Origin of the sequence: Micromonospora zamorensis (genome assembly GCF_900090275.1) — a bacterium.
GTDB classification, from domain to species: Bacteria; Actinomycetota; Actinomycetes; order Mycobacteriales; family Micromonosporaceae; genus Micromonospora; species Micromonospora zamorensis.
The window spans coordinates 5,409,338-5,432,664 of record NZ_LT607755.1 but is presented as its reverse complement, the minus strand read 5'-3'; the positions used below and the strand labels follow the sequence as shown (position 1 = coordinate 5,432,664).

17 protein-coding genes and 1 pseudogene are annotated in these 23,327 nt (G+C 70.5%); 13 read left to right on the top strand and 5 right to left on the bottom strand.

Annotated elements, in window-relative coordinates:
* Window positions 1–53 precede the first annotated feature (53 nt).
* Both GA0070619_RS24100 and guaA read left to right on the top strand, forming a co-directional pair.
* Window positions 54–1,751, top strand: coding sequence for an FAD-dependent oxidoreductase (locus GA0070619_RS24100; RefSeq protein WP_088950161.1), 1,698 nt, complete (start codon window positions 54–56; stop codon window positions 1,749–1,751).
* 66 nt (window positions 1,752–1,817) lie between these two features.
* On the top strand, window positions 1,818–3,374 hold the full coding sequence (guaA, locus tag GA0070619_RS24095) for a glutamine-hydrolyzing GMP synthase (protein ID WP_088950160.1): 1,557 nt from the start codon (window positions 1,818–1,820) through the stop codon (window positions 3,372–3,374).
* Between the two features lie 7 nt (window positions 3,375–3,381).
* Here the strand turns inward: guaA and GA0070619_RS24090 are convergent, their stop codons facing one another.
* On the bottom strand, window positions 3,382–3,702 hold the full coding sequence (locus GA0070619_RS24090) for a PspC domain-containing protein (protein WP_088950159.1): 321 nt from the start codon (window positions 3,700–3,702) through the stop codon (window positions 3,382–3,384).
* 143 nt (window positions 3,703–3,845) lie between these two features.
* Between GA0070619_RS24090 and GA0070619_RS24085 the strand changes: the two genes are divergently transcribed.
* The 3 genes from GA0070619_RS24085 (at window position 3,846) to GA0070619_RS24075 (ending at window position 7,597) form a co-directional block, all read left to right on the top strand.
* Entirely contained in the window at window positions 3,846–4,796 is a 951-nt protein-coding gene (locus GA0070619_RS24085) for an NUDIX hydrolase (RefSeq protein WP_088950158.1), read from the top strand.
* 612 nt (window positions 4,797–5,408) lie between these two features.
* Entirely contained in the window at window positions 5,409–6,311 is a 903-nt protein-coding gene (locus tag GA0070619_RS24080; protein WP_088952017.1) for an NUDIX hydrolase, read from the top strand.
* Between the two features lie 347 nt (window positions 6,312–6,658).
* Window positions 6,659–7,597 carry a CDP-alcohol phosphatidyltransferase family protein gene (locus GA0070619_RS24075; protein ID WP_088950157.1) on the top strand — a complete coding sequence of 313 codons (939 nt, stop codon included), beginning with the start codon at window positions 6,659–6,661 and terminating at the stop codon, window positions 7,595–7,597.
* Between the two features lie 125 nt (window positions 7,598–7,722).
* Here the strand turns inward: GA0070619_RS24075 and GA0070619_RS24070 are convergent, their stop codons facing one another.
* The 3 genes and pseudogenes from GA0070619_RS24070 to GA0070619_RS24060 form a co-directional block, all read right to left on the bottom strand.
* Entirely contained in the window at window positions 7,723–8,976 is a 1,254-nt protein-coding gene (locus GA0070619_RS24070; protein ID WP_088950156.1) for a phosphatidylserine decarboxylase, read from the bottom strand.
* A 557-nt stretch (window positions 8,977–9,533) separates the two neighbouring features.
* A pseudogene (locus tag GA0070619_RS24065) lies at window positions 9,534–9,782 on the bottom strand (hypothetical protein); the annotation flags it as partial.
* On the bottom strand, window positions 9,779–11,602 hold the full coding sequence (locus GA0070619_RS24060) for a PspC domain-containing protein (RefSeq protein WP_157744076.1): 1,824 nt from the start codon (window positions 11,600–11,602) through the stop codon (window positions 9,779–9,781). The gene GA0070619_RS24060 and the pseudogene GA0070619_RS24065, both read right to left, overlap by 4 nt.
* Window positions 11,603–11,783: 181 nt before the next feature.
* On the opposite strand from GA0070619_RS24060, the gene GA0070619_RS24055 reads away from it, so the two are divergent.
* The 7 genes from GA0070619_RS24055 (at window position 11,784) to GA0070619_RS24025 (ending at window position 20,029) form a co-directional block, all read left to right on the top strand.
* Window positions 11,784–13,022 (top strand): ATP-binding protein, encoded by a 1,239-nt coding sequence (locus tag GA0070619_RS24055; protein ID WP_088950155.1) that lies wholly within the window; start codon window positions 11,784–11,786, stop codon window positions 13,020–13,022.
* A 2-nt stretch (window positions 13,023–13,024) separates the two neighbouring features.
* Complete coding sequence (locus GA0070619_RS24050) at window positions 13,025–13,711, top strand: response regulator (protein WP_088950154.1); 687 nt, start codon at window positions 13,025–13,027, stop codon at window positions 13,709–13,711.
* Window positions 13,712–14,292: 581 nt separating this feature from the next.
* On the top strand, window positions 14,293–15,933 hold the full coding sequence (locus GA0070619_RS24045; RefSeq protein ID WP_088950153.1) for a peptide ABC transporter substrate-binding protein: 1,641 nt from the start codon (window positions 14,293–14,295) through the stop codon (window positions 15,931–15,933).
* Window positions 15,934–16,081: 148 nt separating this feature from the next.
* A complete protein-coding gene (locus GA0070619_RS24040) occupies window positions 16,082–17,008 on the top strand; it encodes an ABC transporter permease (RefSeq protein WP_088950152.1) in 927 nt (308 codons plus the stop codon).
* Window positions 17,001–17,969: an ABC transporter permease gene (locus GA0070619_RS24035; protein WP_088950151.1), complete on the top strand. Its 969-nt coding sequence runs from the start codon at window positions 17,001–17,003 to the stop codon at window positions 17,967–17,969. Before GA0070619_RS24040 ends, GA0070619_RS24035 begins: the two co-directional genes overlap by 8 nt.
* A gap of 10 nt (window positions 17,970–17,979) precedes the next feature.
* Window positions 17,980–19,023, top strand: a complete 1,044-nt coding sequence (locus GA0070619_RS24030) for an ABC transporter ATP-binding protein (protein WP_371409660.1) — start codon at window positions 17,980–17,982, stop codon at window positions 19,021–19,023.
* A complete protein-coding gene (locus GA0070619_RS24025; protein WP_088950150.1) occupies window positions 19,016–20,029 on the top strand; it encodes an ABC transporter ATP-binding protein in 1,014 nt (337 codons plus the stop codon). Before GA0070619_RS24030 ends, GA0070619_RS24025 begins: the two co-directional genes overlap by 8 nt.
* Window positions 20,030–20,169: 140 nt before the next feature.
* On the opposite strand, the gene GA0070619_RS24020 is transcribed toward GA0070619_RS24025, so the two are convergent.
* Window positions 20,170–20,565 carry a chorismate mutase gene (locus GA0070619_RS24020; protein WP_172862108.1) on the bottom strand — a complete coding sequence of 132 codons (396 nt, stop codon included), beginning with the start codon at window positions 20,563–20,565 and terminating at the stop codon, window positions 20,170–20,172.
* Between the two features lie 326 nt (window positions 20,566–20,891).
* Between GA0070619_RS24020 and pcrA the strand changes: the two genes are divergently transcribed.
* Window positions 20,892–23,297 (top strand): DNA helicase PcrA, encoded by a 2,406-nt coding sequence (gene pcrA / locus GA0070619_RS24015; protein ID WP_088950148.1) that lies wholly within the window; start codon window positions 20,892–20,894, stop codon window positions 23,295–23,297.
* Window positions 23,298–23,327 lie beyond the last annotated feature (30 nt).

Sequence of the window (23,327 nt, the reverse complement as noted above, 5' to 3'; positions counted from 1 at the left end):
TCGCGCGAAATCGGGCGCTAGCGCGAGCGCTACTGGCGAGTAATGATGCATCCATGCGGTATGACGTGGTCGTCATCGGGTCCGGCTTCGGCGGCAGCGTCACCGCGCTCCGCCTCTCCGAAAAGGGCTACTCCGTCGCTGTGCTGGAAGCCGGCCGACGCTTCGCCGACGACGAGTTCCCGCAGACGTCCTGGCGTGCCCGCCGGTTCCTGTGGGCGCCGAAACTGGGCTGCTACGGCATCCAGCGGATCACCCTGCTCCGCCCGGCCGCGAAGCGCTCCGGCGGTGGTGTGCTGGTGCTCTCCGGAGCCGGGGTGGGCGGCGGCTCACTGGTCTACGCGAACACCCTCTACGAGCCGCTGCCGCCCTTCTACACCGACCCACAGTGGCGGGACATCACCGACTGGCGCGACGAGTTGGCCCGCCACTACGACCAGGCGAAGCGGATGCTCGGCGTCACCACGTACCCGGTGAACACCGGCGCGGACCGTGCCATGCGGGCGGTGGCCGAGCGGATGGGGGTGGGGCACACCTTCCACGCCACCCCGGTGGGCGTGCACATCGGCCGCCCCGGCGAGCGGGTCGCCGACCCGTACTTCGGCGGCGCCGGCCCGGAGCGCACCGGCTGCTCGCACTGCGGCGGGTGCATGACCGGCTGCCGGCACGGTGCGAAGAACACCCTGGTCAAGAACTATCTCTGGCTCGCCGAGCGACTGGGCGCCGTCGTGCACCCGCTGACCACTGTGACTGCCGTCAAACCCGCCGCGGAGGGCGGGTACGAGGTGCACACCGTCCGCACCGGCGCCTGGGTGCGTCACCGACGCCAGGTGATCCACGCTGACCAGGTGGTGTTCGCCGCCGGAGCGCTCGGCACCCAACGGCTGCTGCACGCGATGAAGGACGACGGCGTGCTGCCCGGGCTCTCGCCCCGCCTGGGCGAGCTGACCCGGACCAACTCGGAGGCGATCCTGGGTGCCTCGGTGGCACGCCAGCAGGCCCGGGCCGAAGGGCTGGACTTCACCGACGGCGTGGCGATCACCAGCTCGTTCCACCCCGACCCGCAGACCCACATCGAACCGGTCCGCTACGGGCGCGGCTCCAACGCGATGGGGCTGCTCCAGTCGCTGCTGGTCGACGGCGGTCCCCACCGGGTACGCCGCTGGCTGGGCAGCATCGTGCGCCAGCCACGGCTGGCCGCCCGGATGCTGTCCGTGCGCGGCTGGTCGGAGCGGACGGTGATCGCCCTGGTGATGCAGTCGGTGGACAACTCCCTGACCACCCGGTGGCGGCGCGGCCTGTTCGGTCGTCGACTGGTCACCGGCCCGGGCCACGGCACCCCGAGCCCGACCTGGATCCCGGCCGGCAACACCGCGGCCCGACTGCTCGCCGACGAGATCGGCGGCACCCCCGGCGGCTCACTCACCGAGCCGTTCGACATCCCGGTGACCGCGCACATCCTCGGCGGGGCGCCCATCGGCGCCACCCCGGCCGACGGGGTGGTCGACCCCTGGCACCGGGTGTACGGACACCCCGGGCTGCACGTCGTCGACGGCGCTGCGGTCTCGGCCAACCTCGGCGTGAACCCGTCGCTGACGATCACCGCGCAGGCGGAACGGGCGATGTCCTTCTGGCCCAACCGGGGCGAGGAGGACCCCCGACCGACGCTCGGGTCCCCGTACCGCCGGCTGGCACCCGTACCCCCGCACCACCCGGCGGTGCCGACGGACGCCCCGGGCGCGCTGCGGCAGTGAGGCCGGCGGGCGCGGGGGGCGAGCCGGTGCCGGGCGCGGCCGTGACTGTCGGTAGGATTTGCGCACATGAGCCTGCCTCGCCCCGTCCTCGTGGTGGACTTCGGAGCCCAGTACGCCCAGCTCATCGCGCGCCGGGTCCGTGAGGCGAAGGTCTACTCCGAGATCGTGCCGCACTCGATGCCGATCGCCGAGATGCTGGCGAAGAACCCCGCCGCGATCATCCTCTCCGGTGGCCCCGCCAGCGTCTACGCAGCCGACGCACCGCAGATCGACGCGGGCGTGTTCAGCGCCGACGTGCCGGTCTTCGGCATCTGCTACGGCTTCCAGGCGATGGCCCAGGCGCTCGGCGGCACTGTCGCGAAGACCGGCAACCGCGAGTACGGCGGCACGCCGCTGCGCCCCCGCCTGCTCGAACCCGGTGTGCTGCTGCGCGACCTGCCGGCGGACCTGCCCGTCTGGATGAGCCACGGTGACGCCGTCACCGAGGCCCCCGCGGGCTTCACGGTGACCGCCGAGTCGGCGGGCGCGCCGGTCGCCGCCTTCGAGGACCTGGCCGGCCGGCGTGCCGGCGTGCAGTTCCACCCGGAGGTCGGGCACACCGCGCACGGCCAGGAGATGCTGACCCGCTTCCTGTACGACATCGCCGGCATCGAGCCGACCTGGACGCCCGAGAACATCATCGACGAGCAGGTTGCCCGGATCCGCGCCCAGGTCGGCGACAAGGAGGTCATCTGCGGCCTGTCCGGCGGGGTGGACTCCGCGGTCGCCGCCGCGCTGGTGCACAAGGCGGTCGGTGACCAGCTCACCTGCGTCTTCGTCGACCACGGTCTGCTGCGCGCCGGTGAAGCCGAGCAGGTGGAGAAGGACTACGTCGCCGCCACCGGCATCAAGCTGAAGGTGGTCGACGCCACCGACCGGTTCCTCGGCGCGCTGGCCGACGTGACCGACCCGGAGCAGAAGCGCAAGATCATTGGCCGGGAGTTCATCCGGGTCTTCGAGGCCGCCGCCCGCGAGATCGCCTTGCACGGCGATGTCGAGTTCCTCGTCCAGGGCACCCTCTACCCCGACGTGGTGGAGTCTGGCGGCGGCACCGGCACCGCCAACATCAAGAGCCACCACAACGTCGGCGGTCTGCCCGAGGACCTGAAGTTCGCCCTGGTCGAGCCGCTGCGCACCCTCTTCAAGGACGAGGTCCGGGCGCTCGGCCTCCAGCTGGGCCTGCCCGAGGCGATGGTCTGGCGGCACCCGTTCCCCGGCCCCGGCCTGGCCATCCGGATCATCGGCGCGGTCAACCAGGAGCGCCTCGACCTGCTCCGCGAGGCCGACCTGATCGCCCGCGAGGAACTGACCGCCGCCGGCCTGGACCGGGGCGTCTGGCAGTTCCCGGTGGTGCTGCTCGCCGACGTCCGCAGCGTCGGTGTGCAGGGAGACGGGCGCAGTTACGGGCACCCCGTGGTGCTGCGCCCCGTCTCCAGCGAGGACGCCATGACCGCTGACTGGTCACGACTGCCCTACGAGGTGGTTGCCCGGATCTCCACCCGGATCACCAACGAGGTGGCTGAGGTGAACCGCGTGGTCCTGGACGTGACCAGCAAGCCGCCGGGCACCATCGAGTGGGAGTAGGCGCCGCTCAGGCGGCCGGCGGCGTGTTGAACGGGGTCGTCGGCGGGTAGGGCGGCGTCGGGGCGGTGGGCTGCGGCGCGGTGCCCGCCGGGTGCGGCCAGGCCGGCGCGCCGGTGGGCTCCTCCGGCATCAGGAACCACATGATCGGGTACGCGAACAGCGCCAGCCCGCCGGTGAGCAGGCCGCTGACCGCGAAGAGCACCCGGACCAGTGTGGGATCGATGGCGAAGTAGCGGCCGACGCCGCTGGCGACCCCCGCGACCATGCGGTCGGTGGTGGGTCGCCGGAGCTGCTTGTACGGGGCGTGGGGAGCGGTGGTCGATGTCATGACCCCACTGTCCGCGCTGGCGGCCGGCCCGCCCTCGGTGACCGCCCGGATCCTTACCCTGACCGATCCCTGATCGGTGTCAGACAGTCAGGAATCCGACTCTTTTCCGTTCCGGTAACCAGGCGCGGGGAGAATTTGGTCCCGTGACCACCTTGCTGGAGCCGCTCCGCAGGATCGCGGCATACGCAGTTTGTGCTGATTCAAGAGGCCGAGTCTTGCTGGTCCGCGCATCGGAGCGCTCCGGCACCCCCGGCACGTGGTCGCTGCCTGGCGGGGCGGTCGACCACGGCGAGGACCCGAACCACACTGTCGTCCGTGAAACCGCCGCCGAAACCGGCCTCTCGGTCGCCGTCTCCGGCCTGGCCGACGTGCTCGCCGACATGCGCGCACTGCCGGACCGCGGCATCACCATCCACACCGACCGGTTGATCTACCGGGTGGCGGTGCGTGGCGGCACACTGGCCGACCGGGTCGGCGAGCGTCCCACCGACCTGGCCCGCTGGTACACGCTCGACGAGGCGCGCGAGCTGCCCCTGCGCTCGTTCACCGCACGCGCCCTCGGGCTGCCCGCCTCCTCGGCCGACGTGGTGCCCGACGAGGCACCCGAGTTCCCCTCGTTTTACGCGGTGCCCGGCCCGGACGGGCTGCACCGGGCGCAGCGCTTCGCCGCGTACGCCGTCTGCACCGACCCGGCCGGCCGGGTGCTGCTCACCCGGGTCTCCGACGGCTACCCCGGCGCCGGCTGCTGGCACCTGCCTGGCGGCGGCACCGACTACGGCGAGCAGCCCGGAGCGGCCCTCATCCGCGAGCTGGTCGAGGAGACCGGGCAGACCGGCCGCCTGGTCGAGCTTCTCGGAGTGGCCAGCCACCGCGACGCCGCCTCACTCGGCCCCGAGGGCTACCCGATCGACTGGCACGGGGTGCGCGCCTTCTACCGCGTCGTCGTCGACCAACCCAACCCGCTGACCGTGGCCGACGTGGGCGGCTCCACCTGCGAGGCCCGCTGGTTCGGGCGCGAGGAGCTGGGCGCTCTCCCCGCCCACCACCTCACCGAGGTGACCGCCGAAGCAGTCCAAGCCGCCCAGCTCACCTGATCCGTGGTCATCCCGGCCTCGTTCTGGCGCCGGTGTGACCTGCGGTGATGCGGGGTTCGGTGCATCTCGCGTCAGGCGCGCGCAGGTGACCGTGGCCGCGCTGCCTGGCGTCGGGGATGTCCTTGCTGCCTGCTGCCTGCTGCCTGCTGCCGGCGGTCGTGTGGTCGTGTGGTCGTGTGGTGGTGTGGTCGTGCGCGCTCAGCAGGCCGATCGGGTGTGGATACCCGGCAATCCCACGGCGAAGTGCTGCGGCCGAATGATCGACTCGGTTTCATTGAAGTCGCGGTATCCCAGCACCAGGACACCCCGATTTCCGCAAAACCGAGTCGATCATTGCTTGAGCGGCCTCGTAGCCACACGGTGACGCAGTACGGACATATCCCCAGAAAGGGCCCCCTTCGGCAAAAGGGCGGTCCTTCGGACCTGAGGCCGGCTTGAACGCAGCCCGGTGCGGAGGGTCGGCGCCACGGGTCGAGGTCCGTCGGGGCGCCGCTCCTGCCCGCCTCACCCCGTTGATCATGAAGTTATTGTCAGGACACGCCGAGATGGACGGCTATAACTTCATGATCGACAGGTTTGGTGGGCTTCGTGGGCGGGTGGGAGTGGGCGGGGATGGGGTTCTTGCGGCGGGTTGGGGTTTATGGGGTTCTGTGGGATGGCGATCGGGTGCTGGTGGTTCGGGACGGGGTGGGCGGTGAGTTTCCCGGGGTGTGGCGGCTGCCGGGAGGTACTGTCGCGCACGCCGAGCATCCCGAGCGTGCCGTGGTTCGTGCCGTCGCCGAGCAGACCGGGCTGACCGTAGCGGCGGGTCGACTGCGGGCGGTGGTCGCAGACGTGACCAGCTATCCGGAGGACGTCTCGCTGCACACCGACCGGCTGTTCTTCGAGTTGACCCAGCGTGACGGGCCGGTGGCTGAGGCTGGTGGTGGGTTGGTTGATCGCGTTGCTTGGCTCACCCTGGCCGAGGCGGCGGGGTTGTCGCTGACACCGTTCACCGCCGAAATGCTCGGCCTGCCGGTCACGCCGCTGCCGCCCGGGTCGCACCGGCCGGGTCAGTCCTTTCCGCCGCCGCACCCCGATCGCCGGCTGCGCTTCGGGGCGTACGGGCTGGTGACCGATCCGGCAGGGCGGATCCTGCTCACGCAGATCGCGGACGGCTATCCGGGGGCTGGCTTGTGGCACCTGCCCGGTGGGGGTACCGATCACGGTGAGCAGCCGACCACCGGGTTGCTCCGGGAGCTGGTCGAGGAGGGTGGTCAGCTCGGTCGGGTGGTCGAGCTTCTCGGGGTGGACAATCTGCACAACCCAGCCGCGCTCGGCCCGGAGGGTCGGCCGTTGGACTGGCACGGCGTACGGGTGATCTATCGGGTGTTGGTGGACGTACCTACCGATGCGGTGGTCACCGAATCCGCAGGGGGCTCGACGGCGAGGGCCGGCTGGTTCACCCGCGCCGAAGCTGTTGACCTGCCGTTGAGCGACATCGCTACGCTGGCAATCGGACAGAGTGGCCGATAGCACGCCGCTCGGTGAGCCGAACTGGTGACCCTCCGGTACAGTCAAAGGCGGGAATGGTGGAGGAAACGGGCGATGAAGCCCGGGATGGGAACAAGCGAGCGGTTCGAGCGGTTTAAGCCAGATATAAGTACCGCCGGCAGCTATCGCCAAGCCATGTTCCCCTATGCGATGGTGTACTCCGCAAAACGGCTGCCGGGCCACGCAAGGTCCGGCACGAGACAGCCGGACACCCGCCCCCCACGGCGGTCAGCCGATCCGGTGATGGAGGAAACGTGCCGAGAGCCCCATGGCGCCGGCGTCGTACTACTGACAGTCCGCGCCCCGCAGGGCGTCGCTGGGCGGGCAGGTTGCGCCGCAGCAGCACGTTCGCCCGCCAGGTGCTCCTGGTCCGGGTCGGTCGTCGTGACGACGACCTGCACGGGACCGACCTGGTTCCTACCGAGCACCGGTACGCCGACCGGCAGCGCCGTCGTTACGGCCTGGACCGGCTCAGCCGGCCGGCTGACAACGTCGGTCGGGCGGAGATCGAGGCGGTGATGCCGGTCAGCCCGGCGATGCCGCCGATGGCGTACGCCGACGAGGCGTCCGCCGCTACCATCCCGCTGCTTCCCGGCGAGCGCACCATCGCCCGTCGGATGAAGTTCGGCCTGGTCAACGCGTGCACGCTGGCCAGCCTGATGCTCGGCATGCTGGCCATCTTCCTGGCCATGCAGGGCGAGGTGCGCATCGCCGCGCTCTGCCTGATCGCGTGCGTCGCCTTCGACGGTCTGGACGGCGCACTGGCCCGCCGACTCGGGGTGGCCAGCCCGTTCGGCGCGCAGATGGACTCGCTCGCCGACATGTGCTCGTTCGGTCTCGCCGCGCCGGTCGTGGTCTACGCCTCGCTCGCCGGCTCCGTCTCCACCGCCGCGGCGGCGGTGGCGTGCGCCCTGGTCGCGGCCTGTGCCGCTATTCGACTGGCCCGCTTCAACGTCTCGCCGAAGGACGGCCGCTTCTTCTGCGGCGTGCCGACCACGATGGCGGCTGCGGTGCTCGCCCTGACCGTGGCGATCGGCCTGCCGGTGCCCGGGGCCGTGCTGGTCGCCGGGGTGGCGCTGCTGGCCTTCGCGATGGTTTCGAGCTTCCCGTACGCCAAGCTCGCCCGCCTGGTGAAGCTGCCCCCGTGGCTCTGGCTGGCTCCGGTGATCGGCGCGCTGGTCGACATCCGGATCACGTTCGCGCTGATCGTGGTGGGTTACCTGGTCAGCGGGCCGGTGCTCTGGCTGCGGCAGCGTCGCACCGCCTGAGCACCGCACATCGCGGCAAATGAGCACAGCACATCGCGGCAAATGAGCACAGCACCACGTACCACTTGATCGCAGCAACGAGAAAGGGGCGCCGCGGACAGCGGCGCCCCTTTCTCGTTCGTGGGTCAGCGCCAGCGGGCGATGACCGTGGAACCGCCGACGACCTTGTCGCCCGGCCCGACCAGCGGGTCAGCGGCATCGGCCGGCAGGTAGACGTCGGTCCGGGAGCCGAACCGGATCAGCCCGAAGCGCTCGCCCCTGGCCAGCAGCGCGCCGATGGGCGCGCGCTGCACGATCCGGCGGGCGATGAGCCCGGTGCGCTGCGCGACCACCACCGTGCCCCGAGCGGTGTCCAGCACGGTGTACGCCGCCACGTTGTGCTCGGCGTCCGGCTTCATCGCGTTGACGAAGCCGCCGTCAGCGACGAAGTAGTCCACCACCTTGCCGGCGACCGGGGACCGGTTGACGTGCACGTCCAGCACCGACAGGAAGACCGCGACCCGGAGCCACTCGCCGTCGCCGAAACGCTCGTCGTGCAGCCGCTGCACCGACAGGACCTTGCCGTCCGCGCTGGCGACCACGGCGCTCGGGTCTTCCGGCACGTCCCGCTCGGGGTCGCGGAAGAACGCGGCGACCGGCCCGGCGGCCAGCGCCGGCAGCAGCCAGAGCTTGGACGACGGACGCGCCACCCGGGCCAGCGCCGCGAGGCCCAGCGCGATGCCCGCCGCGGCCACGCCGTTGGAGTCGATGTGCATGCCGCGGGTCAGCGGAACGCTCGACGGGCGGTGCGCGGGGGCCAACCTGTCGGCCGTGGCCGGGCTGGCCGGGGTGAACCGCAGCCGGTAGACCCGCACCGGTGGCGAGTTGCGCAGCACCAGGTCGGCGCCGACGCCGTAGAGGGCGTCCTGTCGAGCCAGCTCGGTGGCCGCGCCGGTGGTCCGGCCCGGCATGGCGATGGTCGCCACGCTCAACACCGCGCCGTCGGAGAGGTATTTGGCCAGGCCCTCGATGCCGCTGCGGGTCTCCTCGGCGGTGCCGGCGAACACCTCGCCGGCAATGACGACCCCGGCGGGCTCGGCCTCGGCCAGCGAGTCGACGATGCTCACCCGGTCGGCGACCCAGCGACCCTGGGCGGTGATGTGCTCGCGGAGCGCGGCAGCGCCGAACGGCTCGGCGGGCACCACGGTGAGCCGGTCACCGGGGAGCAGCGCGTCGATCGCCGCGGCCAGCACTGCGGACTCCGGGCTCGCCCCGACCAGCAGGGCGGCCTTGGGATCGTTGATCCGGGCCAGCTCGGTGACGAGGGTACGGGCGGCTCGCTCGCCGATGCGGACCGGACCGGACCGGCCGGTGGTACGCACGGCGGGGGACTGGGTCATGTCGGGCGGGCTCCTGACGGGGTAGAGACGGGAATCGCGGCGGGACCGCCATGGCGGGACGGGCCGGCCGGCGGAGGCGAGATCTCCACCGGCCAGCATATGCGTCCGTTCGCGTCAGCCGCACCGCCGTAGCGGTGGAGTACGCCGACGCCGGCAGGCGCCCAAGGTCATCCCTGCCCGCGCCGGCCGTCCCGCTCGTCGGCCGACTGGTCGTCGACGGCCTCGACCGGGTGGTCGGGGCGGGTCGGCTCGTCCCCCTCCGCCGGGGCCGGTCGGGTGTCGATCCCGAGGGTCGGCTCCTCGTTCCGGTCGTCGGGCGGGCCGGAGACCGGTGCGGTCTGCTCCTCGGAGGGCGGATGAGCCAGCCAGGCGGGGTGGATCACCTCGGCGGTCGGCGCCTCCGGTGTGGGACCCGAGGCGGGAACGTCCCACGTTGTCGGACCCGAGGGGGGAACGTCCCAGGTGGACCGTTCGGCCTCCCAGACCGGCAGCGGGGCGCCGGAGGTCGGTACGGCGGCACCAGCGGTTGGTACGGCGGCACCAGCGGTCGGCGCGGCCGCACCGGAGACGGGGGCAGCGGTCTCGGGGGCAGCGGTCTCGGTGGTCACCTCCGGTTGCGGCGACCGACCCGAGCGCAGCGCTCCGACCAGCCCGAAGACCCCGATCAGGATGAGTGCGCTGGCCAGGAACCAGCCGACCGCGGGGAGCGCGAGCCCGAGCAGTTGGGCGAGCAGCCACCAGCCGGACAGCGCCAGGAACACGAGCCCGAAGGCGAAAGACACCAGATCAGTGCGGTGAGCCTTCACCGGGTCACCTCCAGATTGCCGGCATTGACGTGGACGTAGAGGCGCAGGGTCCCGCCGCCGGGCCCGTCCGCGCCGACATCGGTGGTCTCCCGCAGGCGACCGTCCAACCCGCCGGACCGGTTGCCGAAGATGTTGGCGTCGCCGGCGTTGACATCGGCCACCGTGGTGACGTCGACGTTCGGCGGTACGACAACGGTCGCCTGGCCGAAGTTGATTGCGACGGTGACCTGGCTGTCCCGCTTCGTGAAGTCGATACCGCGCAGGTCGAGCACGGCGTCACCGAAGCTGTTCTCGTATCGGTCGGCGAGGTCCCGATAGTCGGTGGGCGCCCAGGTCACCGCACCGTCGACTCCCCGGATCCGGTCGTAGGACTCGGCGACCGTCGCCGTGCCCAGCGCCGCCGCGGTCACCAGGCCGAGCGCGATGAGCCAGCGGGCGCGGCCGAACCACGTGCCGACCAGCAGCCCCAGCGCGATCGTGGCCAACGCGGCCGCGAAGTATGACGAGGCGCTGATGGCGAAGACGTCCAGCAGGTCGAGCAGGGCGACCACACCGAGGACCAGGAAGATCAACGAGAAGGTCACCGCGCCGAGCGGCGAACGCTCCTTGGGGCGCTTCGGCGGCTTGGGTGGCTTGGGTGGAGGGGGCGCGGCCGGAGTCGGCGAGGCGTACGGGCCGTGCGGCGCGAACGGAGGCCGGTATCCGGACGGTGGAGGGGCGGTCGGATAGCCGGACGGGGCAGCGGGTGCGCCGGTCACGGGTGCCGACGGCCAGCCGACGCTGGGGGCGGCGGTGCTCGGCCAGCCGGTGGAAGGTGTCGGCCAGTCGGACTGGACAGCCGTCGTGCCGGCCGGTTGCCCCGACACAGGACCAACTCCGGACACGGGACCGACGCCGGACACCGGCTGCGTGGGGGCGGAGAGCTGCGGACCAGCGGTCGGCTGCACGTCGTACGCCATGGTGGGTGTTCCCCCCGTCGTCGCGGTGACGTACGCGGGATCGCCGCCGGCCCCCGGTGTCGTCGTCAGCGGGCCGGTCGACGGCGCGACGCCGTACGACGGCGCTGGCCAGGTCACCGGCGGAACGGGACCGGGCGGGGAGCCGGTCGGCGCGGACGGCGCCGGCCCGCTCGGAGCACCGGGCTGCGAGTTGCGGCTGTCCCGGTTGAGCAGCAGCGCGCCGGCGACCAGGATGGCCGCGCCGAGCAGCACCGCACGGAAGGCGTCGGTGACGATGTAGCCGAAGCTGGCCGCGACCAGGATGCCCAGGACGATCACGGTCACCGGCGACATGCTGGAACGCCCGCGCCCGAGCATCGACTCGACCGGGGACGCGGTGTCGCCCTCGTTCGGGATGATCAGCCAGGCGGCGACGTACACCAGGATGCCGATGCCCCCGAAGAACCCGAGCACCGCGAGCAGCACCCGCCACAGCACCGGATCGGTGTTGGTGGCTCGCCCGATCGCCGCGCAGACGCCGGCCAGATACCGTCCCTCGCGTGGCCGGACCAGCCCGTACCGCGAGGTGAAGCCGGTGCCGCCCAGCGGTGGTGGCGGCGCGGACGGGCCGGGACCGCCACCCTGCCCGGGTGGTGTGCCCGCGGCGCCGCCGGCTCCGTAACCGGTGCCGGCCGCGAAGCTGGGGCCCGGGCCGGTGGGCGGCGGGTAGCCGCCGTAAGGATCGGTAGGTGCGGCGCCGGGGTGCGGACCGGACGTGCCGGGCTCGGTCCATCCGCCGGCCGTCACGGCCGGCGTGGGCGGCGACGTGCCTCCCGGTTGTGCCGACCCGGGACGGGGTGGCGGGGCAGCTTCCTCGGTCATGCTTCGATCCTGCTGCCCGGTGCACCCGTTCGACCTCAGGACCCGACCCTGACCCCACCCTGAGATCCGGCGGCCGGAATGTCGGGGGCGTCCCCGTGGTCGTGGACGCCGCAGCGTGTGACGATCGAGTCACCGACCTCGACCATCCCGCCACCGTGACAGGGAGCCTCCGATCAGCACCGTGACTTCGCCTCCGCGCCTCTACCGCGCACCCGAGCACCGGATGGCCGCCGGCGTCGCCGCCGGCATCGCCGACCATCTGGGCATCTCGGTGCTGCGGGTGCGCGTCGCGTTCATGGTGCTGCTCGGGCTGAGTGGGCTCGGCCTGCTGCTCTACGCGGCCTTCTGGGCCGTGGTGCCGCTGCGGCCCGGTGACACCGCGGTGCCGCTCCGGCGCGACGTGGCCCAGCTCCTGCCGTTCGTGGGGATCGGGCTCGGTGTGCTGTTGATCCAGGTGATTGTCTTCGACTCGGTCGGCGCGGCGGGCACCGCCGGCTGGCTGGTGGCCATCATCGCGGTCGGCGCCGGGGTCATCTGGCACCAGTCCGCGCCCGAACGGCGGCGGCAGTGGGGCGACACGATGCCGGTGCCGTGGCTGGGCGCGGTCGTCGAGGAGAGTGACCGGCGGGCCTTCGTGCTCCGGTTCATCGGCGGGGGAGTGCTGGTCGCGGTCGGCATCATCGGCGTCGCGGCGGTCTACTCGCCGGCACAGAACTTCGACGCGGTGATCAATGGCGTGATCTTCGCGCTGGTCGGGCTGGCCGGGGTCGGCGTGGTCGCCGCGCCGGTGCTCTGGCGGACGTACAGCCAGCTCCGCTCGGAGCGCGAGGGGCGCATCCGCGAGCAGGAGCGGGCCGAGTTGGCCGCGATGGTGCACGACCAGGTGCTGCACACGTTGGCGCTGATCCAGCGCAACGCCGGTGACGTCAAGACGGTGCAGCGGCTGGCCCGAGGGCAGGAGCGGTCCCTGCGCAACTGGCTCTACAAGCCCACCGCGTCGCCCAGCGAGCGCTTCGCCGCCGCTCTGGAGCAGGCCGCCGCCGAGGTCGAGGACACCTTCGCGATCACCGTGGAGGCCGTCGTGGTGGGGGACCGGGAGACCGACGAGAAGGTCGGGGCGCTGGTCGCGGCCGCGCGGGAGGCGCTGGTGAACGCGGCCCGGCACGCCGGCGTGCAGACCGTGTCGCTCTACGCCGAGGTGGAGCCGGATCAGGTCAGCGTCTTCGTCCGGGACCGGGGCAAGGGCTTCGATCCGGATACCGTGGAGGACCACCGGCACGGCGTACGCGGCTCGATCATCGGGCGGATGAAGCGGCACGGCGGACGGGCCGAGATCCGGTCCGGCCCGGGGGAGGGGACCGAGGTTCGGTTGATCCTGCCGATCTCCCGGGACTCGTCCGCAGCGGAGAGGAACAGATGACCATGGCCGAGCAGTCGACCGAGCACCTCGACCCGGCGGAGGCCCGCCCCGAGCGGCTGCGGGTGTTCCTGGTGGACGACCACGCCATGTTCCGGGCCGGGGTGCGCGCGGAGCTGGGCGCCCACGTCGAGGTGGTGGGCGAGGCGAGCACTGTGGCCGAGGCGGTCACGCGGATCGCCGCCGTCGGACCGGACGTGGTGCTGCTCGACGTGCACATGCCCGACGGCGGCGGACGCGCGGTGCTGGAGGCGATGCGCCGCACCCACCCGCAGGTCAAGTTCCTCGCGTTGAGTGTCTCCGACGCGGCGGAGGACGTGATCGGGCTGATCCGCGCCGGTGCCCGGGGGTATGTCACCAAGACCATCTCCCCGGACGAGTTGGCTGCGGCGATCCGCCGGGTGGCGGACGGGGACGCGGTGTTCAGCCCGCGGCTGGCCGGCTTCGTGCTGGACGCCTTCGCGGCCCGACCGGACGCACCGGTGGCCGACCCCGAGCTGGACCAGCTCACCAACCGTGAGCGGGAGGTGCTGCGGCTGCTGGCCCGGGGGTACGCGTACAAGGAGATCGCGAAGGAGCTGTTCATCTCCATCAAGACGGTGGAGACCCACGTTTCGAACGTGCTGCGCAAGCTCCAGATGTCCAACCGTTACGAGCTCTCCCGTTGGGCGGCGGACCGCCGGCTCGTGTGACAGCACGTCACCGGGCCGGAGGATCAGACAGACGATCTTTGCGCCCTCGTCCACCCAGCCGTGTGATGGTGCCCGTGCAGCCGTAGTAGACCTCATCCGGACGGGTCGAAAAACCGATGGTGACGTACGTCCCATCGGGCAGAGGTGAGGCCCGCCGCGTTCGCGTGGGCCGAACCCAGGTTCACGGGTGACGCAACGTATTTCCTGCTCAGTGCTGCCCGCACCGACCGTTTTATGATCATTTTTCAAGTATCGGCAACGCGGCGGGCAACTAACGGCTTGATAACGGCACCTTCACGGAAGAGGCCAGTTGGTGTCACAGTGGCAGCACCTCACCATCGGTGTGTGGCACTCCGTACGGCCAACGACCACGTCCTCGCCCTTCGCGGCGATTCGTGGCTGTGCCTCCTGCGTCGTGTCGCGCCTCGTCGGTGAGGGAGCCCGGCGGATCGGAACATCAGGGTGTCCCCAAATTCCCTGTGGTCCCGGCGACCCGCGCCTCGGGGTGGTCGGGCGGTGTCACCCCCAAACGTGCGTGAAACCCACGACGGAACCTGGTTAGAAAGAGGAGGCCCCTCGGAATGAGAGTCTCGAAGCGGGCGACGAGCGCAATCGCGCTCAGCGCGGCTGCCGCGCTTGTCGCGAGCGGTTGCTCGAGCGGTGACAGCAACGACGACGCTGCCGCCAGCAAGGACGGCGCGATCACCGTCCACGGCGTCCAGCCGGAGAACCCGCTGGTCCCGTCGAACACCACGGAGACTGGCGGCGGCAAGGTGATCGACTGGCTGTTCACCGGCCTGGTCGAGTACCCGAACGACGGTGGGGCCCCGCGCAACGCGCTGGCCGAGTCCATCAACACCACGGACTCCAAGGTCTTCACGATCAAGATCAAGAAGGGCACGAAGTTCCACGACGGCACCGAGGTGAAGTCGAAGAACTTCGTTGACGCCTGGAACTGGGCCGCCTACTCGCCGAACGGCGCGCAGAACGGCACCTTCTTCTCCGACATCCTGGGCTTCGAGGACACCTACACCACGGACCCGGACGGCGCGGAAGGCCCGCAGAAGGCCCCGGCGCCGAAGTCCGACAAGATGTCCGGCCTGAAGGTCGTCGACGAGCAGACCTTCGAGGTCACCCTGGCGGCGCCGACCGCGGTCTTCCCGACCAAGCTCGGCTACAGCGCCTTCATGCCGCTGCCGGACGTCTTCTTCACCCAGAAGCCGGAAGAGTTCGGCAAGAAGCCGGTCGGCAACGGCCCGGTCAAGTTCGTGTCGTGGGAGGACAACGTCCTCATCAAGCTGACGCGCTTCGACGACTACAACCTTCGCGACAAGATGAAGGTCAAGGACGTCGACGTCAAGCTGTACCAGGACGAGACGGCCGCCTACGCCGACCTGCTGGCGAACAACCTCGACTTCATGGAGGTTGTCCCCACCTCGGCGCTCGCCGGTGACAAGTGGAAGACCGACCTCGGTGACCGGGGCCTGTCGACCGTCACGCCGTCGACCGCGCTGATCGCGTTCCCGACCTACGACAAGCGCTTCCAGAACCCGAAGCTGCGTCGTGCCGTGTCGCTGTCGATCAACCGGCAGGAGATCTCGGACAAGATCTTCTTCGGTACCCGTAAGCCGGCCGACAGCTGGGCGAACCCGCTGACCCCGGGCGCCAAGCCGGGCAACTGCACCGCCTGCAAGTTCGACCCGGCCACGGCCAAGACGCTGCTGACCGAGGCCGGCGGCTTCACCGGTGAGATGGTCTTCTACTACAACTCGGACTCCAGCCACAAGGACTGGATGGACGCCGTTGCGCAGCAGATCAAGACCAACCTGGGCATCAACGCTCGGGCCGAGGGCGTGCCGACCTTCGCGGTCTTCCGCCAGAGCATCAACGCCCACCAGATGAAGGGCCCGTACCGCGCTGCCTGGCAGCAGGACTACCCGGACGTCGAGAACTGGGTCAACCCGCTGTACGTCACCAACGGCTCCTCGAACGATGGTCTGTACAGCAACAAGGAGGTCGACGCCCTGGCGAAGCAGGCCAGCGCCGCGCCGAGCCTGGAGGCCTCGCACGAGGCGTTCTCCAAGGCCGTCGAGCTGGTCGACCAGGACGTCCCGAGCATCCCGATCTACTTCTACGGTCAGCAGTCCGGCCACTCGGAGAAGATCAAGAAGCTCGAGCTGAACAACGTCGGCGAACTCGACATCACCTCGGTCGAGCTCTGATCCGAACGGTCTGACCCCGGGTCGGGCTCGCCACATCCGGTGAGCCCGACCCGGGGCCGTTCCGCGACTGGGTGTTACAACACTCCACTCGCACGTTGTCACCACCGTGTCGGCCGTCCGACGCGCCCCCTGTCTGGAGGACCACCCCATGGGCCGTTATCTGTTGAGACGGCTGCTCCAACTCGTGCCGGTCTTCATCGGTACGACGTTCCTGATCTACTGGCTCGTCTGGGCCGTTCCGGGCGATCCGTTCGCCGGCAAGTGCGGCGAGCGACGCTGCCCGGACCAGTACATCGCCTTCATGACCGAGAAGTACCACCTCGACCAGAACGTCTTCGTGCAGTACGCCAACTACATGAAGAACCTGCTCCAGGGTGACTTCGGTCAGACGTTCTCGCAGCGCGAGATCGGTGACATCATCGCCACGGCGTACCCGAACACGCTGAAGCTGGCCCTGGTGGCACTCGCCATCGAGGCCGTGATCGGCCTCGGCGCCGGCGTGCTGACCGGTCTGCGCCGCAACGGCTTCCTGGACAACCTGGTCCTGGTCTCCACGCTCTTCCTGATCGCGCTGCCGGTCTTCGTCGTCGGCTTCGTGCTCCAGTGGCTCCTGGGCGTGCAGTGGGGCATCGTCAAGCCGACCGTCTCCTCCGAGATGCGGTGGTCCGAGCTGATCGTGCCGGGCTTCGTGCTGGGCAGTGCGTCAGTGGCCTACATCGCCCGGGTTGCACGTACGAGCATCGCGGAGAACCGCCGCGCCGACTACGTGCGCACCGCGATCGCCAAGGGTCTGCCGATGCGCCGGGTGGTGGGCGTACACCTGCTGCGTAACTCGCTCATCCCGGTGGTCACCCTGCTCGGCACCGACCTCGGTGCCCTGATGGGCGGTGCGATCGTCACCGAGGGGATCTTCGGCATCAACGGGATCGGCCGTGCGGTGTACCGCGCGATCGTGACCAAGGAGAGCGCCACCGTGGTGGGCATTGTGGTCGTCCTGGTGCTGGTCTATCTCGTGATGAACCTGCTGGTTGACCTGCTCTACGCCGCCCTGGACCCGAGGATCCGTTATGAGTGACCCGAGTACCGCATCAATCGTCAGCACCCCTGGCGCGCACCCGACCGACTCCGCCGCCCCTGCTACCGCAGGCCAGCCGCAGAGCAACGAAAAGCCCCGTGGCCTGCTCGGTGACGCCTGGCGGGACCTCCGCCGCAAGCCGTTGTTCTGGATCGCCAGCGTCCTGATTCTGATCTTCCTGCTGATGGCGGCCTTCCCGGCGCTGTTCGCCCCGGGTGACGCGGTCAATGGATCGCTGTCCCGCAGCCTCGACAAGCCGTCCGCCAATGGCTGGTTCGGCTACGACGTGCAGGGCCGCGACGTCTACGCGCGGGTCATCTACGGCGCGCGGGCATCCGTCATCGTCGCCGTGCTGTCCGTGGTCGGCACCCTGCTCGTCGGTGGTGCCATGGGCATCATCTCCGGCTACCGCGGTGGCTGGGTGGACGGGCTGCTGAGCCGGATCGCCGACGTCTTCTTCGGTCTGCCCTTCGTGCTCGGTGCGATCGTCATCCTGACCACGTTCAACGGTTCGGGCTCCGGCAACAGCAAGGCCCAGATCATGGGCCTGGTGATCGTCTCGCTGATCGTGCTGAGCTGGCCGGTCGTGATGCGCCTCATGCGTTCCTCGGTGCTCGCCACCAAGGAAGCCGACTACATCGTCGCGGCCCGCGCCCTGGGCGCCGGCACCGGCCGGATCATCCTCAAGCACCTGCTGCCGAACTGCCTGGCCCCGCTGCTGGTCTACGGCACGATCATGGTCGGCTCGTTCATCGGCGCCGAGGCCACCCTGTCGTTCCTGGGCGTCGGTCTGAAGTCTCCGGTGGTGTCCTGGGGCATCATGATCAGCGACGGTAAGGATTTCCTCCGAGTCGCGCCAGGGCTGGTCTTCTTCCCCGCCGCGTTCCTCGTCACCGCAGTGCTGAGCTTCGTGATGCTCGGTGAGGCGGTCCGCGAGGCCCTCGATCCGAAACTCCGCTAGGGGATATCCAGTGTCCGACATTCTCGTGTCCGAGCAGTCCGCGCCGGGACCCGGCGGGTCCGGACGTCCCTCCGGCCGGCTGCTCGAGGTCGACGACCTGCGGGTGGAGTTCCGCACCCGGGACGGCGTCGCAAAGGTCATCAACGGGGTCACGTACCACGTCGACGCGGGGGAGACCCTCGCCGTGCTCGGCGAGTCCGGCTCCGGTAAGAGCGTCACGGCGCAGACCATCATGGGCATCCTCGACACGCCGCCCGGCTTCGTCACCGGTGGCCAGGTCCGCTTCCACGGCAAGGACATGCTCCGCATGTCCGACGAGGAGCGCCGCCGCATCCGCGGCGAGGGCATCGCGATGATCTTCCAGGACGCGCTCTCCGCGCTGAACCCCGTCTTCACCGTCGGGTTCCAGATCGCCGAGCAGTTCCGGGTCCGGCGGGGCATGGGTCGCGCGGAGGCCAAGAAGCGCGCGATCGACATGCTCGACCAGGTCAAGATCCCGAACGCCAAGAGCCGGTTCAACAACTACCCGCACCAGTTCTCCGGCGGTATGCGGCAGCGCGCGATGATCGCGATGTCGTTGGCGCTCGACCCGGAGGTGCTGATCGCGGACGAGCCGACCACCGCTCTCGACGTGACAGTGCAGGCCCAGATCATGGACCTGCTCGCCGAGCTTCAGCGTGAGCGGCAGATGGGCATGATCCTGATCACCCACGACCTCGGCGTGGTCGCCGACGTCGCGGACCGGATCGCGGTCATGTATGCGGGCCGGATCGTCGAGGAAGCCAACGTGTACGACCTGTACGCCAAGCCGGCGCACCCGTACACCATCGGTCTGATCGAATCGATCCCGCGCCTGGACGAGAAGGGGCAGCAGCTCCGGACGATCAAGGGCCTCCCGCCGAACCTGATGAACATCCCGCCGGGCTGCCCGTTCAACCCGCGCTGCCCGATGGCTCAGCCGGTGTGCCGGGAGAAGATCCCGCCGCTGCTGCAGGTCGGCCGCGACCGGGCCAGCGCCTGCCACTTCGCCGAGGAGCTGGTGAACCGTGTCTGAGAACATCCTCGAGGTCAACGACCTGGTCAAGCACTACCCCGTCACGCAGGGTGTGGTGTTCAGGAAGACCGTCGGCCAGGTCAAGGCGGTCGACGGGGTCTCGTTCGGTCTGCGCGCCGGTGAGACGCTCGGTGTGGTCGGCGAGTCCGGCTGCGGCAAGTCGACGCTCGCCCGGGTGCTGATGAACCTGGAGAAGCCGACCGCCGGCAGCGTGGTCTACAAGGGCCAGGACACCTCCAAGCTGTCCGGTGCGGCGCTGCGACGCCTCCGCCGGCAGATCCAGCTGGTCATGCAGGACCCGTACACCTCGCTGAACCCGCGGATGACCGTCGGTGACCTGCTCGGTGAACCGTTCGAGATCCACCCGGAGGTGGCGCCGAAGGGCAGCCGCCGGGCCAAGGTCCGCGAACTGCTCGACCTGGTCGGGCTCAACCCGGAGCACATCAACCGGTACCCGCACCAGTTCTCCGGTGGTCAGCGCCAGCGCATCGGCATCGCCCGCGCGCTCGCGCTGCGGCCCGAGATCATCGTCTGCGACGAGCCGGTGTCGGCGCTGGACGTCTCCATCCAGGCTCAGGTGATGAACCTGCTGGAGCAGCTCCAGGGCGAGTTCGGGCTGTCGTACGTCTTCATCGCGCACGACCTGTCGGTGGTCCGCCACCTCTCGGACCGGGTTGCGGTGATGTACCTCGGCAAGATCGTCGAGATCGGCACCGAGGACGAGATCTACGAGCGGCCGACGCACCCGTACACCCAGGCTCTGCTCTCCGCGGTGCCGGTGCCGGACCCGACGCAGCGGAACAACAAGACGATCATCCGGCTCACGGGTGACGTGCCGTCGCCGATCAGCCCGCCCTCGGGCTGCCGGTTCCGGACCCGCTGCTGGAAGGCGCAGGACGTCTGCGCCGAGCAGGTCCCGCTGCTGGAGATCCGACGGGACTCGGACCACCCGAGCGCCTGCCACTTCGCGGAGCGGCGCCAGATCGTCGCCACCCACGAGGCGTGAGTCACCGGAACCGCCTGCCGACGTCACCACGACGACGGCAGGCGGTTTCGTCTGTCCGTGCCCCGGGGCCGGCGCCGCGTGGCGCAGGGGAGCCCACGAGGGGCCCACGGGCCGGGTGAGTCACTGTGGGCCGGCGCGGCTCACAGCGGGCCGCGGCCCGCGCGGAGCAGCAGCAGGGCCAACTGGGTGCCGTCGGCGCCGAGCGCGACCCGGAAGCGCTCCAGGATCTCGCGTTCGCGGGAGAGCACCAGGCGAGTCCCGCCGGACGCCATCCGGGTCACCCCGACCTCCTGGGACAACGCGGCCCGCTCCTGCCAGAGCGTGATCAGGGCGTGGTCGATCTCGTCGATCCGTTCTCTGATCTGCACGATCCGAGCGGAGGCGGACGGCTCCTCGGTGCCGGTCCGTGCCTCTGGCGGCCCGGCGGCCTCGGCCGTCGGCGACAGGGGTGCCGCCGGCTCGCTCCCGTTGGCCGCGGGCTGCTCGGCCTTCGGTCGGGTCGGGCCGCCGCTCTGCTCCATCACGTCTGTCATCATCGGGTACCTCTCGCACTGTGGTGCCCGGTGCCCGGAACCCGGGACGGAAAAAGCCCCGGACTCCAGGAGCCCGGGGCTTTCGTAGGTCTGAATCGATCAGGCGCGACCTACGGCAGCCGGACTCCCGGTGCCGTAGTAAAAGTAGTAGCGCGCAGCGATCACGCCGTCGAGTATGCCCACGTCGACGCCGGGTGCGCAAGCATTCCGTGGTGAGACGCCGATCTTTGCCCGACTGGCGGGCAGTGCGGTGGGAGCACGCGGTCGGGCACGAGCTGCCGAGCGCCAGAGACCGTAGTGTCCGACTGACGGCATAGACTTGTCGGGCGATGCATCCTCTCTTCGACATTCCCGCGTCCCCGCCTGCGCCGGAGTCCGCGCCGGCCCGCCCGGACCGGCCCCGGCCCGCCGCCGTCCGCCTCGATCCGCAGCAGCTGCTCGCCGGGCTCAACGGGCCGCAGCGCGACGCGGTCAGCCACGCCGGCTCGCCGCTGCTGATCGTGGCCGGCGCCGGGTCCGGCAAGACCCGGGTGCTCACGCACCGGATCGCCTACCTGCTCGCCGCACGGGACGTCCATCCCGGCGAGATCATCGCGATCACCTTCACCAACAAGGCAGCCGGCGAGATGAAGGAGCGCGTCGCCGCGCTCGTCGGTCCGCGGGCGCGCCTGATGTGGGTGTCGACGTTCCACTCCGCGTGTGTCCGGATCCTGCGCGCCGAGCACGAGCACGCCGGCCTCAAGTCGACCTTCTCCATCTACGACGCGGACGACTCCCGGCGACTGATGCAGTTGGTCACCCGCGAGCTGGATCTCGACCCGAAGCGCTACCCGGCGCGGGGGTTGGCCGCCCAGGTCTCCAACCTCAAGAACGAGCTGGTCGACCCGGAGCAGTTCGCCGCACGGGCCACCGGGCCCAACGAGCGGGCGCTGGCCGAGGCGTACACGCTCTATCAGCGCCGGCTGCGCGAGGCGCACGCACTGGACTTCGACGACCTGATCATGACCACGGTGCACCTGCTCCAGTCGCACCCGCACGTCGCGGAGAGCTACCGTCGGCGGTTCCGGCACGTGCTCGTGGACGAATATCAGGACACCAACCATGCCCAGTACACGCTGATCAAGGAGCTGGTCTCCGGCACCGACGGGCTGGAGCCCGCCGAGCTGTGCGTGGTCGGCGACGCGGACCAGTCGATCTACGCGTTCCGCGGTGCGACGATCCGCAACATCCTGGAGTTCGAACGCGACTTCACCGACGCGCGGACGATCCTGTTGGAGCAGAACTACCGCTCCACCCAGACCATCCTCAACGCGGCCAACGCGGTGATCGACCGCAACACCTCCCGCAAGCCGAAGCGGCTGTGGAGCGAGGCCGGTGCTGGCGAGCGGATCGTCGGTTACGTGGCCGACACCGAGCACGCCGAGGCCGACTGGGTGGCCCGGGAGATCGACCGGCTGGTCGACGCCGACGAGACCCGCCCCGGCGATGTCGCGGTCTTCTACCGCACCAACGCCCAGTCCCGTGTGTTCGAAGAGGTGTTCATCCGCGTCGGCCTGCCCTACAAGGTGGTCGGCGGGGTGCGCTTCTACGAGCGCAAGGAGGTCCGCGACGCACTGGCGTACCTGCGTTCGGTGGTCAACGACGACGACACGGTGAGCCTGCGGCGGGTGCTCAACACCCCCCGCCGGGGGATCGGCGACCGCGCCGAGGCGTGCGTCGAGGCGCTCTCCAGTCGGGACCGGATCTCGTTCGGCGCGGCGCTGCGGCGGGCCCGGGAGGCGCCGGGCATCTCCAGCCGGGCGGCCAACGGCATCGCCGACTTCGTGGCGCTGCTCGACGGGGCCCGGGAGCTGTCCGAGACCGGCACCCCGGAAGAGGTGTTGGAGGCACTGCTGACCCGCTCGGGCTACCTCACCGAGCTGGAGGAGAGCCTGGACCCGCAGGACGCCGGCCGGGTGGACAACCTCCAGGAGCTGGTCAGCGTCGCCCGGGAGTACACCGAGCGGATCGAGGCGCTGGGCGAGGAGGGGGAGCGGGCCACCCTGGCCGGTTTCCTGGAGCAGGTGGCGCTGGTCGCCGACGCCGACCAGATCCCCTCCGACGACCCCGACCACCAGGGAGTGGTCACCCTGATGACGCTGCACACCGCCAAGGGTCTGGAATTCCCGGTGGTCTTCCTGACCGGGCTGGAGGACGGCGTCTTCCCGCACCTGCGCTCGCTGGGTGACACCCGTGAGCTGGAGGAGGAGCGCCGGCTGGCGTACGTCGGCATCACCCGCGCCCGGCAGCGGCTCTACCTCTCCCGGGCGGTGACCCGCTCGGCCTGGGGGCAGCCGTCCTACAACCCGCCGTCGCGGTTCCTGGAGGAGCTGCCGACCGAGTTGGTGCACTGGGAGCGCACCGAAGGGTCGTACACCTCGTGGGCCGGCGGGGGCGGCGGCGTCGGAGGCCGCGCGGACCGCACGCCCGGCGCGCGTGGCAACTTCACCGGGGGTACGCCGAAGGCGGCCCAGTTGGCGCAGCGGCTCGGCGTGGACGCCAGCCGGCTGACCACGGCCAGCGAGCTGCCACAGGGGCCCAAGGTGGCGGCCGGGGACCGGGTCAACCACCAGCGGTACGGGCTGGGGCGGGTGCTCGCCGTCGAGGGGCACGGCCCGGGTGCTCGCGCGCAGATCGACTTCGGTGACCAGACCATGTGGCTGGTGCTCCGGCACGCCCCGGTCGACAAGCTCTGACCCATCGCGCCCGCACCACTGCACTGAAGC